The 16,421-nt window shown below is 39.4% G+C and carries 13 protein-coding genes; 12 read left to right on the top strand and 1 reads right to left on the bottom strand.

The window, feature by feature from the left end:
• The first annotated feature begins 1 nt into the window (after nt 1).
• The 7 genes from CKK03_RS15570 to CKK03_RS15540 all read left to right on the top strand — a co-directional run bounded on the left by CKK03_RS15570 (nt 2) and on the right by CKK03_RS15540 (nt 10,427).
• Complete coding sequence (locus CKK03_RS15570) at nt 2-1,642, top strand: helix-turn-helix domain-containing protein (protein WP_099363459.1); 1,641 nt, start codon at nt 2-4, stop codon at nt 1,640-1,642.
• Nucleotides 1,643-1,788: 146 nt separating this feature from the next.
• Nucleotides 1,789-3,240, top strand: a complete 1,452-nt coding sequence (locus CKK03_RS15565) for an aldehyde dehydrogenase family protein (protein ID WP_099363458.1) — start codon at nt 1,789-1,791, stop codon at nt 3,238-3,240.
• 29 nt (nt 3,241-3,269) lie between these two features.
• Nucleotides 3,270-4,151 carry an NAD(P)-dependent oxidoreductase gene (locus tag CKK03_RS15560; RefSeq protein WP_180271268.1) on the top strand — a complete coding sequence of 294 codons (882 nt, stop codon included), beginning with the start codon at nt 3,270-3,272 and terminating at the stop codon, nt 4,149-4,151.
• A gap of 22 nt (nt 4,152-4,173) precedes the next feature.
• Complete coding sequence (locus CKK03_RS15555; RefSeq protein ID WP_099363456.1) at nt 4,174-5,367, top strand: M20 family metallopeptidase; 1,194 nt, start codon at nt 4,174-4,176, stop codon at nt 5,365-5,367.
• A 43-nt stretch (nt 5,368-5,410) separates the two neighbouring features.
• Nucleotides 5,411-6,229 (top strand): DUF3100 domain-containing protein, encoded by an 819-nt coding sequence (locus tag CKK03_RS15550; protein ID WP_099363455.1) that lies wholly within the window; start codon nt 5,411-5,413, stop codon nt 6,227-6,229.
• 6 nt (nt 6,230-6,235) lie between these two features.
• Nucleotides 6,236-6,691, top strand: coding sequence for a hypothetical protein (locus CKK03_RS15545; RefSeq protein WP_099353070.1), 456 nt, complete (start codon nt 6,236-6,238; stop codon nt 6,689-6,691).
• Nucleotides 6,692-7,034: 343 nt separating this feature from the next.
• Nucleotides 7,035-10,427 carry a phosphodiester glycosidase family protein gene (locus CKK03_RS15540; RefSeq protein WP_099363454.1) on the top strand — a complete coding sequence of 1,131 codons (3,393 nt, stop codon included), beginning with the start codon at nt 7,035-7,037 and terminating at the stop codon, nt 10,425-10,427.
• 89 nt (nt 10,428-10,516) lie between these two features.
• Here CKK03_RS15540 and CKK03_RS15535 read toward each other — a convergent pair whose 3' ends face one another.
• Complete coding sequence (locus CKK03_RS15535; RefSeq protein ID WP_099363453.1) at nt 10,517-11,083, bottom strand: TetR/AcrR family transcriptional regulator; 567 nt, start codon at nt 11,081-11,083, stop codon at nt 10,517-10,519.
• A gap of 205 nt (nt 11,084-11,288) precedes the next feature.
• On the opposite strand from CKK03_RS15535, the gene CKK03_RS15530 reads away from it, so the two are divergent.
• From CKK03_RS15530 to CKK03_RS15510, 5 genes are all read left to right on the top strand, one after another.
• Nucleotides 11,289-13,289, top strand: coding sequence for an efflux RND transporter permease subunit (locus CKK03_RS15530; protein WP_099363452.1), 2,001 nt, complete (start codon nt 11,289-11,291; stop codon nt 13,287-13,289).
• A 2-nt stretch (nt 13,290-13,291) separates the two neighbouring features.
• Nucleotides 13,292-15,082: a hypothetical protein gene (locus CKK03_RS15525; RefSeq protein WP_099363451.1), complete on the top strand. Its 1,791-nt coding sequence runs from the start codon at nt 13,292-13,294 to the stop codon at nt 15,080-15,082.
• A 97-nt stretch (nt 15,083-15,179) separates the two neighbouring features.
• The gene (locus CKK03_RS15520; RefSeq protein WP_099353065.1) at nt 15,180-15,557 is read left to right on the top strand and encodes an SET domain-containing protein; all 378 of its coding nucleotides are present in this window, start codon (nt 15,180-15,182) and stop codon (nt 15,555-15,557) included.
• Nucleotides 15,558-15,762: 205 nt separating this feature from the next.
• A complete protein-coding gene (locus tag CKK03_RS15515) occupies nt 15,763-16,023 on the top strand; it encodes a DUF1292 domain-containing protein (RefSeq protein WP_099363450.1) in 261 nt (86 codons plus the stop codon).
• Nucleotides 16,024-16,032: 9 nt separating this feature from the next.
• Nucleotides 16,033-16,410 (top strand): hypothetical protein, encoded by a 378-nt coding sequence (locus CKK03_RS15510; RefSeq protein ID WP_099363449.1) that lies wholly within the window; start codon nt 16,033-16,035, stop codon nt 16,408-16,410.
• Nucleotides 16,411-16,421 lie beyond the last annotated feature (11 nt).

The following is a 16,421-nucleotide window of genomic DNA, read 5'->3' as shown; positions in this document are numbered from 1 at the left end:
CTTGAACTTTCAGCAAATCGAGACATCCTATCTGGATTTACATAAAGCTAAGAAACTATTAGAAATCAATAAGTTGCTTACGCAGTCGTTACATTTACAAGATGTGTTGCAAAACTTAATTACTGCAGCAAGTGAATTGGTGAACATTACTGATACGTTTATTATTTACTTATATGACGAAAAGACTGGAAAGCTTAAGTTTGAAGAGGGTAAAGGTGTGGATGTGGAATACTTAAAAAAGCTGGCGCTTGATCCAGGTGAATCCATAACAGGCCAGGTATTTTCCGAGAAGATGGCCATTTTATTTAATTCCGAGCAGGAAATTGATGATTCTATGAGAACGATGTCTCCGGAAAACTATCATTATTATTTGAAGGGTGTATATGGTCGGAAAATTAAAAGCGCATTCTGTGTTCCAATCGTTTACAAAGATCATTGTTTTGGTGTCTTAATCGTCGACAATTTTAACCATGATGGTCTTTTTTCGATGGCTGATATGGAGGTTATAAAAATTATTGCCGACCAAAGCGCCATCGCTATTGAACATTCTCGGGTTTATAATCATTTGTTGATGAAGAATCAACTATTAACCGATTCAATCTCGATTCATAAAAAATTCTATCAAGTGATTATAGAAGGCTATGGAATCAAGTCGATCATCCCGTTGTTAGAGGAATTGATTCAATCTCGGGTCATCTACCATGAGACCGACATTTTTCAGAGGAATGACCGCTACTTTCCCATCGTACGTGGCCAGGAAATTCTAGGGGTACTTGAACTGGAGAAACCTTTTACTGCATTTGTTGAAAACGAACAAATCATTATCGAGCATGCAAGCTTAGCCATGGCACTTGAAATAACGAAGGATAGTGCCCTCCTTGAACAAGAGCTGCATTTTCGAAATGAAGTGTTTAATCAGTTGTTAAATGAAGTCCAACATTATGATGTCGGGCGGATTATGCATTATTTAAAATGGGATCAAACAAATGACATTCAATGTTTAATTGTTGAAAGTGCCGCTGATTCGCTCTGGAAAAATAACAAAGTAAAAGAAAAGCAATGGCTCGTTCTATCAATTGAGAAAATGCTGAATAACATCTGTAATAAAAGTTTTGTCGTGACCCATACGTTTCAGCTCATTATCCTGCTTCCTGGAGTGACAGACACAGTACTCAAAAAAATCATCCGAGAAGTCGAGTCGATTTTAGGGAAACAACAAATCTTAGTTGGAATTGGACGAAAAACTTCCTTGCAGCAATTAGCCACATCCTATCAGGAAGCACTACGTTCCATCAGCTATGCAAAGACCTATAAAACCTCAAACATCATTGAATATTCGAAGCTCGGTATGGAACGACTATTCCATGAAATGGAACAGCATACAATCGATATGTACATTCAGGATAAAATCGGAAAGCTCCTAGATTCAGATGCAAGTTTACTAGAAACGTTGCTTTGTTTTATTTCAAAAAATAAAAATCACAAGGAAACGGCTGCTGAGCTCCATATCCATGGAAATACTTTATACTATCGACTAAAAAAGATAGAAGAAATTCTTCAATTTAGCCTTAATAATGAAAAAGACTGGGTCGACCTCATGATTGCCACTCAATTATATGTTGTGAAGCACAAAAATAAATAGCCATAGGACATGCCCTCTTGTCCTTTTTATGTCTCTATATGTGGCAACTCACAAAAATGAATTCTAAATTTTGTGGGTTGCCACATTTGTCTTTATAATTTAGAATATTATAATTAGTAACAATAATAGAGGAGAGGTGATTCCGAATGGTTCAAACGTATTTTAACTACATAGATGGTGAATGGGTGTCTGCCCAATCTGGTGATGTATATGCTAGTATCAACCCAGCAAACACGGATGAGGTTTTAGGTTATTTTCAGAAATCTGATGAACGCGATGTTGAGGTAGCGATTCAAGTGGCGGAACAAGCTTTTAAGACATGGTCACAGGTTGCAGTACCTGAGCGTGGGGATGTATTGTTTAAATTAATTTATTTACTTGAAGAACAAAAAGAAGAACTAGCAGCCATTATTACAAAAGAAGTCGGTAAAACCTATAAAAACTCGTTAGCGGAAGTTACTATTACGATTGATGCAATGAAGCAATTCAGTGGTGAAGCAACCCGTTTAAAAGGGGAAACAGTACCTTCGAAGAATGCAGAAATTTTTGGTTACACCGTGAGAGAACCTCTAGGCGTTGTTGGAGTGATTGCTCCTTATAATTTCCCACTTGGGATTGGAATTTGGAAGATAGCACCTGCCATTGTTGCTGGTAACACGGTTATTTTTAAGCCGGCTAGTAACACATCACTTATAAGCGTAAAGATTATCGAATTATTTGAAAAGGCCGGTGTACCAAAAGGGGTTATTAACATGGTAACGGGTCCTGGCGGTGTGATCGGACATGCGATTGGTAATCACCAGAAAATCAAAGCCGTATCCTTTACAGGTTCAACTGATGTAGGATTAGCATTAGGGAGAGCCGTAACAACTCGTGGCGGAAAAATGCAGGCGGAAATGGGCGGAAAAAATGCCTCCATTATCCTTGAAGATGCTAATTTAGATGAAACGATACAAAATGTGGTTATCAGCGGATTTTTTGATAATGGACAACGTTGTACCGGAACAAGCCGATTAGTTGTTCCAAGAAGCATTTCGAAAGAAGTTATTAGTAGACTAGTAGACGCAGCCAATGCGCTACAAATCACCGATGGCTTTGACGAAAACGTTGACAATGGTCCAGTGATTGATGAAAGTCAGTTAAATCTTTATTTAAAACATGTCAATCTAGCAATTGAAGAAGGTGCAACACTCGAATGTGGTGGAAAGCGATTGACAGACCATGGACGAGACAAGGGCTATTTTGTAGCACCAACCGTCATTAGTGGCGTTACACCAGAAATGACTATTTTTAGAGAAGAAATCTTCGCACCAGTCATTGCGGTAATCGAAGTAGATTCCTATGAAGAAGCAATAGAAGTAGCAAACGACAGTGATTTTGGCTTATCGTCAACGATTTATACTAAGGACCTAGAAAAGGCCATGCATTTTGTGAAACATATTCAAACGGGTGTTACACATGTCAACATTCCATCTAACTACTTTGAAAACCAGTACCCATTTGGTGGTAAAAAAGCATCCTCCTTAGGTCCAAGAGAACAAGGATCAACTGCCCTTGAATTCTGGACAGAGTACAAGACAGTTTATATCAAAGCATAAATACTAGTTTACAAGACTGGAGGATTATGATGACAGCGGTCGGTATAATTGGATGCGGGTTAATGGGAAGTGGAATTGCAAAGAATTTACTCAAAAATCACTACAAAGTTCACGTATTTGATATTAATGAAGCTGCGGTGAAGAGTTTAGTTGACCACGGAGCAATAGCTGCTGCGACACCTAGTGAGATGGCAAGTGAGATTAATTTTTTAATCATGTCTCTTACATCACCCGATATTATTAAACGAACACTTTTACACGAACAAAACGGTGTTCTTTTTAAAATGAAAAAAGGTTCGTTCATTTTGGATATGAGTACAAATGACGTACAGCTGACAAGGGAAATTCATAAAACCGCCGAGGAAAACGGGATTCAGTTTTATGATTGTCCACTAAGTGGTGGCCCTGAAGGAGCGGCGAACGGGACGTTGACCATTATGGTTGGTGGGAGTGAGGACCACTTTCCAACGATTCTCCCAGTCTTACAAGCTGTTGGTAAACATATCGAATATGTTGGGAAGAGTGGAGCAGGGCAAACCGTAAAACTTTGTCACAATATGGTCGTAGCAGGCGTGATTACCTTATTAAGTGAAGCCTTTTTAACCGGAGAAAGAGCTGGGGTATCAAAGGAAAAGCTTGCTGGGATCCTTCAAAAAGGGTCTGGTCAAACCCGTGCGATGGATGTTTTCGGGGTAAACATATTAGACGAGTCTTTTGACAATGTGAAATTTTCACTTGCCAATATGACAAAGGATATCCACTTGTACCGTGAATTAGCTGAAAACTCACAAGTTTCTACTTTTGTCAGTGACATGACCCATCAACTCTTCCACTTAGGGAAGAACAAAGGAAAGGGTCAGCAAGATTCATCAGCGGTATACACCGTTTTAAAAGAAATGATGGAACAATAAAAACCACTAGGAGGGCATTTAAATGGAAAATTTATTTGAAAAATTAGACGAAATTTATGATGAAATTGTCTCCATACGTCGATATTTACACGAATACCCAGAGTTATCATTTGAGGAAGTTAAAACAGCAGAATACATTGCTACTTACCATGAAAAATTAGGTCATGAAATACGTACTGGTGTTGGCGGCAATGGAGTAGTAGCTTATCTAAAAGGAGATCGTCCTGGACCAACTGTTGCCTTACGTGCAGATTTCGATGCCCTCCCGATTTTAGAACAAACGGATGTACCGTTCAAGTCTAAAAATGATGGTGTGATGCATGCATGTGGTCATGACGGCCATACTGCAACCCTACTTGGTTTAGCGAAAGTGCTAAACGGGATGAAATCAGAACTTGAGGGTACAGTTGTATTCATCCATCAGCATGCGGAGGAACTACCACCGGGTGGTGCCATTTCTATGATCGAAGATGGCTGCCTAGATGGTGTCGATGTCATTTTCGGAACACATTTGCAAGCTCAAATGCCAGTTGGAGAAATCGGTTATCGAGTTGGTGCAATTCAAGCAGCTCCAGACCGTTTCGATATTAAAATTCAAGGGCGTGGCGGACATGGTGCCTACCCACATCAAACAATTGATAGTATTGTCGTTGGAGGTCAACTCATTAACAACCTACAACAAATTGTGAGCCGCAAAGTAGATCCATTGGATTCAGCCGTTGTATCTGTAACTTCATTTGAGGCAAAAAATCCTTATAATGTCATTGCTGACTATGCTGAAATGATCGGTACAGTTCGGACTTTCAAAGAAGAGACTCGTAATTTTATCGAAAAAGAAATGGAACGAGTGGTTCGTGGTACATGTGATGTGAATGGTGCAGATTATGAATTTACCTATACACGCGGTTATCCAACCCTCATCAATCATAAGGAAGAAACCGAATTTGTTGCAAGAATGGCGGAGGACGTTCCAGGAGTCAACAAGGTCGCTGAAACCGAACCTGTTATGGGTGGAGAAGATTACGCGTATTATTTACAGCATGTCAAAGGTACCTTCTTCTTTACAGGTGCAGAGAATCCAGATTGGAAGGACTCTTACCCTCACCATCATCCGAAGTTTGATATCGATGAGCGTGCACTTTTAATCGCAGCAAAGATACTTGGAAAAGCAACTCTAGAATATATGAAAGTTCATGCAAAAGAGGCTGTAAAATAACTACCATATAAACAGCATCACTATTTAAAAAGGGGGAAGAGCAATGAGTGAAAATGCAACGAATCTTTGGAAAGATTGGAAATTACATCTTTTAGTATTTGCCATTGTGCTGGTGACTGAATTGATAGGGACACATCGAATTCCAATTGGAGCAGGGGTAATTTTATTACTACCCATGTTGTATGCAGTTATCGTTGGAATCGCGGTCTATTTTACTCCACTTGTCACAGAGAAGATGTCTAAAAATGCGGAAAATCTTGTGTTTATTTCCGTAACATTATTGATTGCAAAATTTGGTGTACAAGCAGGTCCAGCTTTACCACAATTAATCGAAGCAGGTCCAGCCTTAATGCTACAAGAACTAGGAAACCTAGGTACAATTTTTATTGCGTTACCTATCGCGGTATTCTTAGGATTAAAAAGAGAAGCAATTGGTATGACACACTCCATCGGAAGAGAACCAAACTTAGCCCTTATTACGGATAAATATGGTCTTTCTTCACCAGAGGGTCGTGGTGTAATGGCGATCTATATTTTCGGTACAGTGTTTGGATCGATTTTCTTAGGTCTTATTTCTGGATTCTTGGCAACAGCTACACCACTCCATCCATACTCGTTTGCAATGGCAACAGGGGTAGGAAGTGGAAGTATGGCTGCAGCATCACTTGGGCCACTTGTAGCGGCTTATCCAGACATGGCAGATACAATAACTGCATTCTCAGGAGCAAGTAACCTATTAACTTCTGTAACAGGATTGTACGCTAGTATTTTCATAGGTTTACCATTAACGGTGAAGCTATATAATGTTCTTTCAAGAGTAAGAGATAAAAAAGCTGCGAATTCTACTTCGAAGGGGGCGTAACAACCAATGTTAAAAAGTATTCAAGAATGGGTCTTATTATTTATCATTTGTTCTATATCAGTTCTTGCAGGGAACTGGATTGGTTATGATGTTATGCCACTTGCAGCTGTTCCAGGAATACTTGTTCTAGCTGGAGTGAGCTTGGCTGGATTAATTATTCATAAAGCCATTCCATATAAAAAGGTTCCAAGTATTGCCTACATTGGGATTCTAGCATTCATTATCACCATCCCAGGCATGCCATTCCAAGAAAAATTTGTAGAATGGACAGCACAAGTGAATTTATTAGCAATTGCAACACCAATCTTAGCCTATGCTGGTATTTCCATCGGACGCTCATGGGCGGACTTCAAAAAACTAGGGTGGAGAACAATCGTTATTGGTATGTTCGTTCTACTCGGAACCTACCTCGGATCCGCAATCGTAGCCGAAATCATCCTACGATTCCAAGGAATCATCTAATGGGACACAGGGACAGGTCCCTTGTCCCAAACCATTTACTAAAGAAGGTCTGTATTTATGCAGGCCTTTTTTCCTGTTTTTTAAATGATTCCAAGTGTTTTGAACAAATCTACTCCCGAAAAATCCAAATCCAAAGACCTGCTTTTATATAGTATTCTTCTACTATTCTGCCATTATTGTAAACAAATCTCCTACTTTTCTACTGTAAAAACTTTACAGTCTATCCATAAGCCCTTAATATTCAGTAGTTATTCTGTAAAGAGATTCTTGGTATAATGAAAATATACTTCAAGAATATTCCGTATATTATAAAATTATATTTTAGTAGAGGGGAGAATTACGAATGAATGTAAAGTGGTGGAGAAATGTTGTATTAGCCTCAGCCATAACAGTACCATTAGCACCTACTGTACATGCTGATAATGAACCATCAGATGTAGCTCAAGCTCGATCAACTTCTTCGGACAGAACAGAACCTGTCATTTTTGTTGGTCCAGCTGGCAAGACGCTTGTTTCGAAAGAAAGTACAACACCGATTGGTCCTGGTGTTAAGCTTGCTAGTTTTGAAAGGTTTGACGCTCGAGGCTGGCTAAACGGTGAAGTAATGACCATTAACTTAGGAAATGATAGCATTTCAACGGATTTACTTTTTCCTGGCAGCGTTTCATCTGCCAAACCATTGTCAGAAATGGCTAAGGAAGCAGGTGCAATCGCTGGAGTCAATGGAGATTTCTTCGATATTAATAATACGAAAGCACCTCTAGGTACTGTAGTTAGTAACGGGAAAATAGTAAAGGGGCCACAAGGTAGTCACACACTCACTGCAAGTGTTGATAACAATGGGTTAGGTCATATTTCTACTATTCTATTAGATGGAAAGGTTAAGCTACCTAGCGGAGAAATCACACTGGACGCACTCAATCAATATGGAATTTCAAAAGATGGTATTGGATTGTACACATCTGTCTGGGGAAGTGCTGAAAGATCTCAGGCTGGAAGCCCAGTGTATGAAGTTATGGTCGTAGATGGAAAGGTTTCAGCCGTATCAGAAGGGGCAAGGAGTGGCGCCATTCCTGAAGATGCTTTTATACTTGTCGGACGTGAAAAAGGTGCAGAGGCTTTAAGCGCATTAACTGTTGGTGATGAAGTAAGTGTAGAATATGCGCCTAAGACAGACATCGATGTTTCCTTTGCTGTTGGAGGGAATATCAAGCTAATTGAAAATGGAGAGGTTATTTCGAATCTGGATGATACGACTTCTGCACCTCGAACAGCTGTCGGCTTTTCAGAGGATCGAAAAACAATGATTTTAGCAGCAGTTGATGGACGTCAAACAGATAGTCGTGGTATGACATTTAAAGAATTAGCACAACTGATGAAGGAATATGGTGCACATTATGCTTTAAACCTTGATGGTGGAGGTTCCACAACAATGGTTGCACGAAAGCCTGGTACGAATGACGTGAAGGCTGTGAATCAGCCATCAGATGGCTTTGAACGTTCAGTACCGAATGGAATTGGCATTTTTGCAAAAGCTGGAAGTGGTGAATTAAAGAGCTTTGCAGTTAACACAGTTTTTGAAACGGATATGAGTAACCGTGTATTTCCTGGATTAACAAGAACATTTATCGGTTTAGGGCATGACGAAAATTACACTCCCGTTTCAGTTGGTGAAGTGAAATGGAAGGCACTCCCGGCAGACGTTGGTAAGTTTGAGGAAAATGGCGTTTTCCATGCTAAAAAGTCAGGTAATGCCATTGCTCAGGCACAAGTGACATCTTCAAAGGGTTCGATGGAGATTACCGTCCTCGGTGAATTGGATCGAATTGAAGCTTCACAAGCGCGCCTTAGTTTAGAAACAGGACAACAATCAAGTTTTTCTGTTAATGGTTATGACAAAGATGGGTATAGCGCACCGATTGAAGCTAGAGATGTGAGTTTAGACTATGATGAGTCAGTAATTTCTATCATGGAAAATGTCGATGGTAGCTTTACCGTCGTTCCTAAAGTTGACGGTGCGTCAGCGCTAATTACACTAAAAGTAAACGATGAAATTACGTATCTGCCGGTTACAATTGGTCTAGCTACAAAGAAAGTCGATGATTTTGATGAGATTAGTGGATGGTCTTTTACAAAATATCCAAATGAGGTTGGAGCATCTATGAATCATGTTGCTGGTAGGGATGGAAAAGGAATCGAGTTAGCATATGATTTTTCAACAACTACCGCAACTCGTGCTGCTTATTTACAAGCATCTCCTACAATTGAATTACCAGGTGACGTCCAGAAAATTGGTCTTTGGGTAAAAGGAGATGGAAATGGAGCTTGGCTTCGAACTGTCATTGAAGATGCAGGAGGCACAAGATACACATTATCACTTGCCGACGCAGTTGATTGGACAGGCTGGAAATATGTTGAAACAACAGTACCTGAAGGGGTACGATACCCTGTAAAGCTATGGAGAATCTATCCAGTTGAAACAAACAAAAATGATCAATACACAGGTCAATTAGTATTTGATGATGTGACTGTTAAAGTACCAACTTCGATTGAGGTTCCAGAAGTAACTAAAGATGCGGACCCGCTCATTATTCAAAATGGCGAAATTGAAAAAGGACGTTGGACATTTGCGGTACTAGCTGACAGCCAGTTTGTAGCAAAGGATCCAAACAGTTCTCAAGTACAAATGGCAAGAGAATCACTTAGACAAATCGTTGCAGCAAACCCAGACTTCCTTGTCATTAACGGGGATTTAGTTGATACAGCATGGGAAGAGGATTTTGAACTAGCTGAGCAAATTTTACAAGAAGAAGTCGGAGATAAACTCCCAATCTATTATCTACCAGGAAACCACGAAATTATGGGACCGGGTACATTAGATAACTTCTTAGAAGTCTATGAAAATAACCGATACACGTTTGATCACAAGGGCACAAGATTTATTTTACTTGACTCATCAACAGGAAGTTTCCGTACAAGTGATTTCCAACAGCTACTTGACCTCAAAAAGGCATTAACCGAAGCTGCAAAGGATCCAAATGTGAAAAACGTAGTTGTGATGGCGCATCATCCAACGCGTGATCCACTACCAACGAAGAATAGTCAGCTTAGTGATCGAAAAGAATCTAATCTGCTTGAACAATTCTTAACGGATTTCCGTCAGACGTCAGGTGGAAAAGGAGCACTATTTGTCGGTGGTCATGCTCATACTGTAAGTGTTGAACGTGTCGAAGGTGTTCCATATATGGTTGTAGGACCTTCAGGAAAAGCACCATATGGATCCAGTGATGCAGGTGGTTTCTACGAATGGACGATGTTCGGAGTCGATCCAACTCCTGTACCTGACAAAGCAATGGGGCCTGAACAATCAAATGGTCAAAGTTCTGTGTCTGGTAGTGACTGGATTCAAGCGGAAGTGAATCCATTATTATTAGATATTACTCTTCAAGCACCAGCAACAATAAAAGCAGGAGAAAAAGTAGAAATTGAGGCGACTGGTCATCAAAAAGACAACCTAAACTTCCCACTTCATTATCCAGCAACTGTTCAATGGGAAGGCAGTGATAACGTCTTTATCGGTAGTGGAGAAGAACTAACCCGTGCAGAGAACTCAGGTAAATACGCTGCACTCTTTGACCACACAACAGGGGAACTAAAAACCCTAAAAGCAGGAAAAATAACCCTAAAAGTCGAAGCAAATCAAATGACAAAAGAACAAACTATCACTATCGAATAAAGGGACAGCGGGACAGGTTCACTGTCCCGTTTTTTTATGTTTGGGACAAGGGACCTGTCCCCGCGACCCACCCGCACCGGTTAGCCCATTTATTTCACTGCTGCTACGCCCTTGTTTATGATGTTATTAATCAATTCACCCAATTCTTTTGGTGATTTGTCCATTCCATTTTTTAACCATCTTTTGATTGCATAAATACTTCCACTGATTATGAAGGTACTAAAATATTCGGAATCATTTTTATCTAGATGGCTTCCGGCCCAGTTTTTCATGAGGTATCCGTGCACGATATCCATGATCTTTTGCTGGAAGGTGGTATCTACATTTTCATTCAATAATGTTTGGCAAATATCCATCTTGGTGACGATATATTCCAGTAATTTTTCTGTCATTTGTAGAGTTTCATCTTCTTTATCAAAATCATATTTGTTTAGATACGTGATCATATCCTCAATAATTTCTTCTTCTATTTTTTCAAGAAGGTCAAATTGGTCAGAATAATGAGCATAAAAAGTAGACCGATTGATATCTGCTACTTCACAGATTTCCTTTACTGTAATCGTGGAAATTGGTTTTTCTTTTAATAGCTTCATAAGGCTATCCTTTAGTACCATGCGCGTATATTGTTTACGTCTGTCTAGTTTAGCTGAAGTCATAGGTAATCCCTCTTTTTGAAGTTATCCGACATATTCCTTTAATGTGTCGTGAAGCTTACTCAATTTAATAAACTGTTTGTTGATTAGGCAACACCGTGTCGATATAATATTATAGTGGAATTGTCGGTTATGCAAGAGAGGGTGAATCATTATAGATATTGCAGCACGAATTATTAAACATAAAAAATCCGTCGTCATAACGTTTATGCTCCTCACACTTTTAGCCACCATTGTTCAATTTGGGGTTGCCGTCAACTATAATATGGTTGACTATTTGCCGGAGGATGCTCCTTCTGTGAAAGCCATGGAAATTATGGAAGAAGAATTTGAAGGGGCTGTGCCGAATACGAGGGTCATGATATTTGACGTCACGATACAGGAAGCACTTGGTTATAAAGAGAAGCTCTCTAAAATTGATGGCGTATCGGATGTCACTTGGTTAGATGATGCCATTGATATCAAAACGCCGATTGAAATGGCAGATGAAGAGACTGTTGAATCTTACTACAAAGAAAATAACGCACTGTTTTCTTTAAGTATTGAAAAGGGAGACGAAGTTGCGGTAACGGATGCCATCTACGAGGTAATAGGTGAAGACAATGCGATGGCAGGTGAAGCACTAGATACAGCCACTTCACAGAAGATGGCTGGTCAAGAATCATTTTATGCCGCTCTCTTATTGGTACCAATCATTATCATCATCTTGGTATTATCTACGAATTCTTGGGTAGAGCCGGTATTTTTCCTTACTGCAATTGGGGTTTCCGTGCTCATCAACCTTGGAACCAATATTTTTCTTGGGGAAGTTTCGTTCGTTACCCAATCAGTTGCACCGATCCTGCAACTAGCGGTGTCGCTCGATTATGCGATCTTTTTACTTCATAGTTTTTCAGACTATCGAAAGACAGTTGCCGATCCAAAAGAAGCGATGCAGCTTGCGATGAAAAAATCATTTCCTGCAATTACTGCAAGTGCGTCAACCACCTTTTTCGGATTTATGGCATTATCGTTGATGAATTTCCAAATTGGTTCAGACCTTGGAATCAACCTTGTAAAAGGGATTTTACTAAGCTTTATCAGTGTTATGGTGTTTTTACCAGCTCTAACTTTGTTATTTAATAAGTGGATCGATAAAACACAGCACAAACCACTGATCCCAAGCTTTAACAAAGTCGGATGCATTGTAGTGAAATTGCGAATCCCAAGTTTACTATTAGTAGCTCTGTTAATCGTACCAGCATTCATGGCCCAAAGTGAGACAAATTTCATCTATGGCCTTGGAGATCAACCAGAGTCTACGAGGGCTGGTAGTGATAAAATGAAAATCCAGGAAGAATTTGGAGCCTATACTCCTATGGTTATACTTGTACCAAAAGGGGATATGGCAAAAGAAGAAGCATTCGTTCAGGATATTGAGAAGATTGATCAGGTATCAAGTGTTCTGGCGTACGTTAACACTGTTAGTAGCGCGATTCCTCCAGAGTATTTGGACGAATCGATCACTGAGCAATTTTATTCAGACAACTACAGTCGCATTATTATTAATACAACAACTAAAAATGAAGGCGACCAAGCATTTTCCTTAATTGAACATATTAAACAAACTGCAGAAGAGTATTATGGAGACGAAGCACAATCACTAGGGGAAAGCGTGACCTTGTATGATATTAAAAATACGATTCAAAAGGATAACGCATTGGTAAATCTCTTAACGGTACTTACGATTGCACTTGTCCTTATTGTGACATTCAAGTCAATCTCGTATCCTATCGTGTTATTGCTTACGATTCAGACTGCTGTTTGGATCAATCTCTCTGTCCCATATTTTACAGATTCGTCATTGGTGTATGTTGGTTACTTGATCATTAGTACGGTACAGCTTGCCGCAACAGTCGATTATGCGATTCTTTTGACCGAAGACTACACAACGAATCGAAAGCACATGTCTGCACGTAAAGCGATTAAGAAAACACTTGATGAGAAGATTTTCTCAATTGGGATTTCGGCAGCGATTTTATCGAGTGTAGGCTTTATTTTAGCGTTTACCTCATCAAATCCAATCGTATCGTCAATTGGACTGCTGCTAGGAAGAGGAGCCTTGCTTGCGTTCATCATGGTCGTATTTTTCCTACCAGCTCTTGTATTGGTTTTTGATAAGGTCATTGAGAAAACTACATGGAAAGCAAAACATTATAAGGAGAAATGAGGATGAAGAGAATACACAAAGTACTATTAATCTTACTTACTATCACTCTCGTTTTGCCGTCATTTCTTGTCACTGCTGCTTCGACCGAAGGAATGATCTCCACGAAAGATGAGGTCGTGTATGCAACGCTGAGTGCCAATGGGAAGCAGCAAGATTTATATGTGGTAAACACATTGGATATTGAAAAAGCTGGGAAGATTATTGATTATGGATCTTATTCAGCAATAAAAAACTTAACAGACTTCTCTGAGATTCTCCAAAAAGAGAGCACAATAGAAATGGAAGCACCTGAGGGGAAATTCTATTATCAAGGCTCAATCGATGAAAAAGCACTCCCTTGGAATATTGATGTTTCATATATATTAGACGGTAAAGAAATGGCAGCTAAAGAACTAGTTGGTCAAGACGGAAAAATTGAAATACGAATTAATACTTCTGCTAATAAAGAAGTGAATCCGGTCTTCTTTACAAATTATTTACTGCAAATTTCATTAACACTTGATCCAGCTCTTTACACAAATATTGAAGCTGAAAAAGGAATGCTTGCTAATGCAGGGAAGAACAAACAAGTTACGTTTACTGTAATGCCTGAAAAAGAGGAAGAATTCGTACTTCAAGCAGATGTAGTCGATTTTGAGCTTGATGGTATTAACATCACAGGTGTTCCATCATCGATGTCGATTGATGCACCTGAAATCAATGAAATGACAGAAGACATGTCCTCTTTAACAGACGGCATTAAGCAGCTTCATGATGGAGTAGGAGAATTAAAGAATGGCGTTTCTAAGCTAAATAGTGGTGTGCTGGAGCTTCAAAACGGTTCTGTTCAATACAATAAAGGTATGACTGATATTAGCAGAGCTTCCTCTGGTCTTGTCAATGGCTCGAATGAAATTGGGAAAGCTCTTGAACAGATAAGCAAGTCCCTAAATGCTGGAACTGAAGATGTGAATCTTGGTGATCTTGAAAAATTAACTGCTGGACTTCAGCAAATTTCATTAAGTTTACAAGGGACAGTATCAGAAATAGCCAAGCTTAAGGAAGGTTATGCGAGTGCTTACGGTGCATTAGACAAAGCAATAGCGGCTATCCCAGCAGCAACAATTACACAAGAACAAATTCAAGAGCTACAAAAGAGCGGAGCAAATCAGGAAGTTGTCAATCAACTTCTGAACACATATACGGCAGCACAAACGGCTAAAGGAACTTATTCTCAGGTTAAAGATGGGTTTACCGCAGTAGACGGTGCCTTAGCGGGGTTAATGACTGGACTTACCGAGGTGGCAACAAATCTCGATACTTTGGCAACCGAGGTTTCAGCATCATTAAAAGCATCAGGTGCTACAGAATCTCTTGCTCAATTACAGCAAGGACTTGCTGCATTATCCGCCAATTATCAAACATTTCATTCAGGATTGGTGGAATACACAGGTGGAGTCGGTCAGTTATCGAAATCCTATCAAAAAATGCATCAGGGAATTGTGAAATTGTCACGTGGTACCGGTGAACTTGACAGCGGTGTAGGTGAATTACACAATGGTACTCGAGAATTATATGAGTCTACGAGTGATTTACCAGAACAAATGAAGGAAGAAGTCGACCGCATGATATCTGAGTACGATAAATCAGATTTCGAAGCTGTCTCGTTTGTATCGGAACAAAACAAAAACGTTAACCTCGTCCAATTCGTCATAAAAACGGAAAGCATAAAAATCGAAGAACCAAAGACAAAAGAAATCGAAGAAAAAGAAGTCAAAGGCTTCTGGGCGAAGTTGCTCGATTTGTTTAAATAGGAATGATTTAAAGGGTGTCAGTAAACTGGCACCTTTTTGTTTTCGCAAATTAATGTTAAAGTTAGAAGGAAGTCAAAAATGAGGTAGGGCAAACAACATGATTGAAATAAAAAAATCTTTACTAAGTGACGGGGAATTCAATAGAGGGGTATTTGCTACAATGGATATTAAAAAAGGACAACTCATCCATGAAGCACCCGTGATCTCATATCCGAATGACCAGCACGAGCACATTGAAAAAACATTACTCGCTGATTACGCTTTTGAGTATGGAATTAATCATACGGCAATCCTTCTCGGGTATGGAATGCTATTTAATCATTCCTATGAACCGAATGCCGTTTATGATATTAACTTTGATAATCACACCTTTGATTTCTATGCGTACAAAGACATAAAAGCAGGCGAAGAAATCCTAATCAACTACAACGGCGAAGTCGACGACAAAACAAAACTATGGTTCAATGAAGAATAATGGGACACAGGGACTGGTCCCTCGTCCCAGTTCCATTTTTTTGGTGGCAGTAGCGAACTAATCTGAGCAAAAAATTAAATCATCATAACTCTAGAAGCAGTGTATTTCGTAAGTAAATACACTGCTTTTTGCATTTTCAAAAGTCCTTTAGTAATTTTGATGGTTTTGGAAAAGATATGAATGCAAATTACAGGAGGTGTATGACATGAGCGATGTCTATCGAGATAAAATAGTTGTTAAAGATGAAAACGGCGAAGAAAAGGAATTTTCAATTGAGGCCTTATTCGATATGAAGGAAAAAACATTTGCATTGTTACACTCTGAACAGGACCAAAATAATACATTTGTGATGCAGGTAGAAAATACGGAAGATGGTCAGTTTTTAACAGGAATAAGCGATCCATCAGAACGTGATATGGTGTTAGATGCCTATGAGATTGCTGTCGATGCTAATCCAGCGGAGTAAGAATCAGCTATGGAAAACAAGATTTTTGATGTGATTGATCCACAAATAAGTAAACAAATAGAGGAAGAAATGAAAGGGTTAACCTTCACAAAAAACTTTCGATCTCCTTCTGCAGAGGAATGGTATGTTTTTTTACCGAGCTATAGGGACCCGATTACTGGTGGTGCAGCAGGCAAGGTCATTATCCACTATAACCTATATGATACAAAGGAAATATTCATCAATACCACGATTATATTTGACGATCCTGCCTTACATAAAGAGTCACTTCATCAGCTCGTTTATGCCATTTCCGATGAACTTGTAAATCGACTAGTTGGTTATGCTGATACGTTGCTCTCTGTTCATTCAGGCGAGAATTCATATCAGGCAGAATACAAAAACTAACTAAGGGGGCT

This window comes from Fredinandcohnia onubensis, assembly GCF_002734215.1.
GTDB lineage: Bacteria > Bacillota > Bacilli > Bacillales > Bacillaceae_L > Ferdinandcohnia > Ferdinandcohnia onubensis.
The sequence above is the reverse complement of the archived record's forward strand: the minus strand, read 5'-3'. Positions and strand labels throughout refer to the sequence as shown.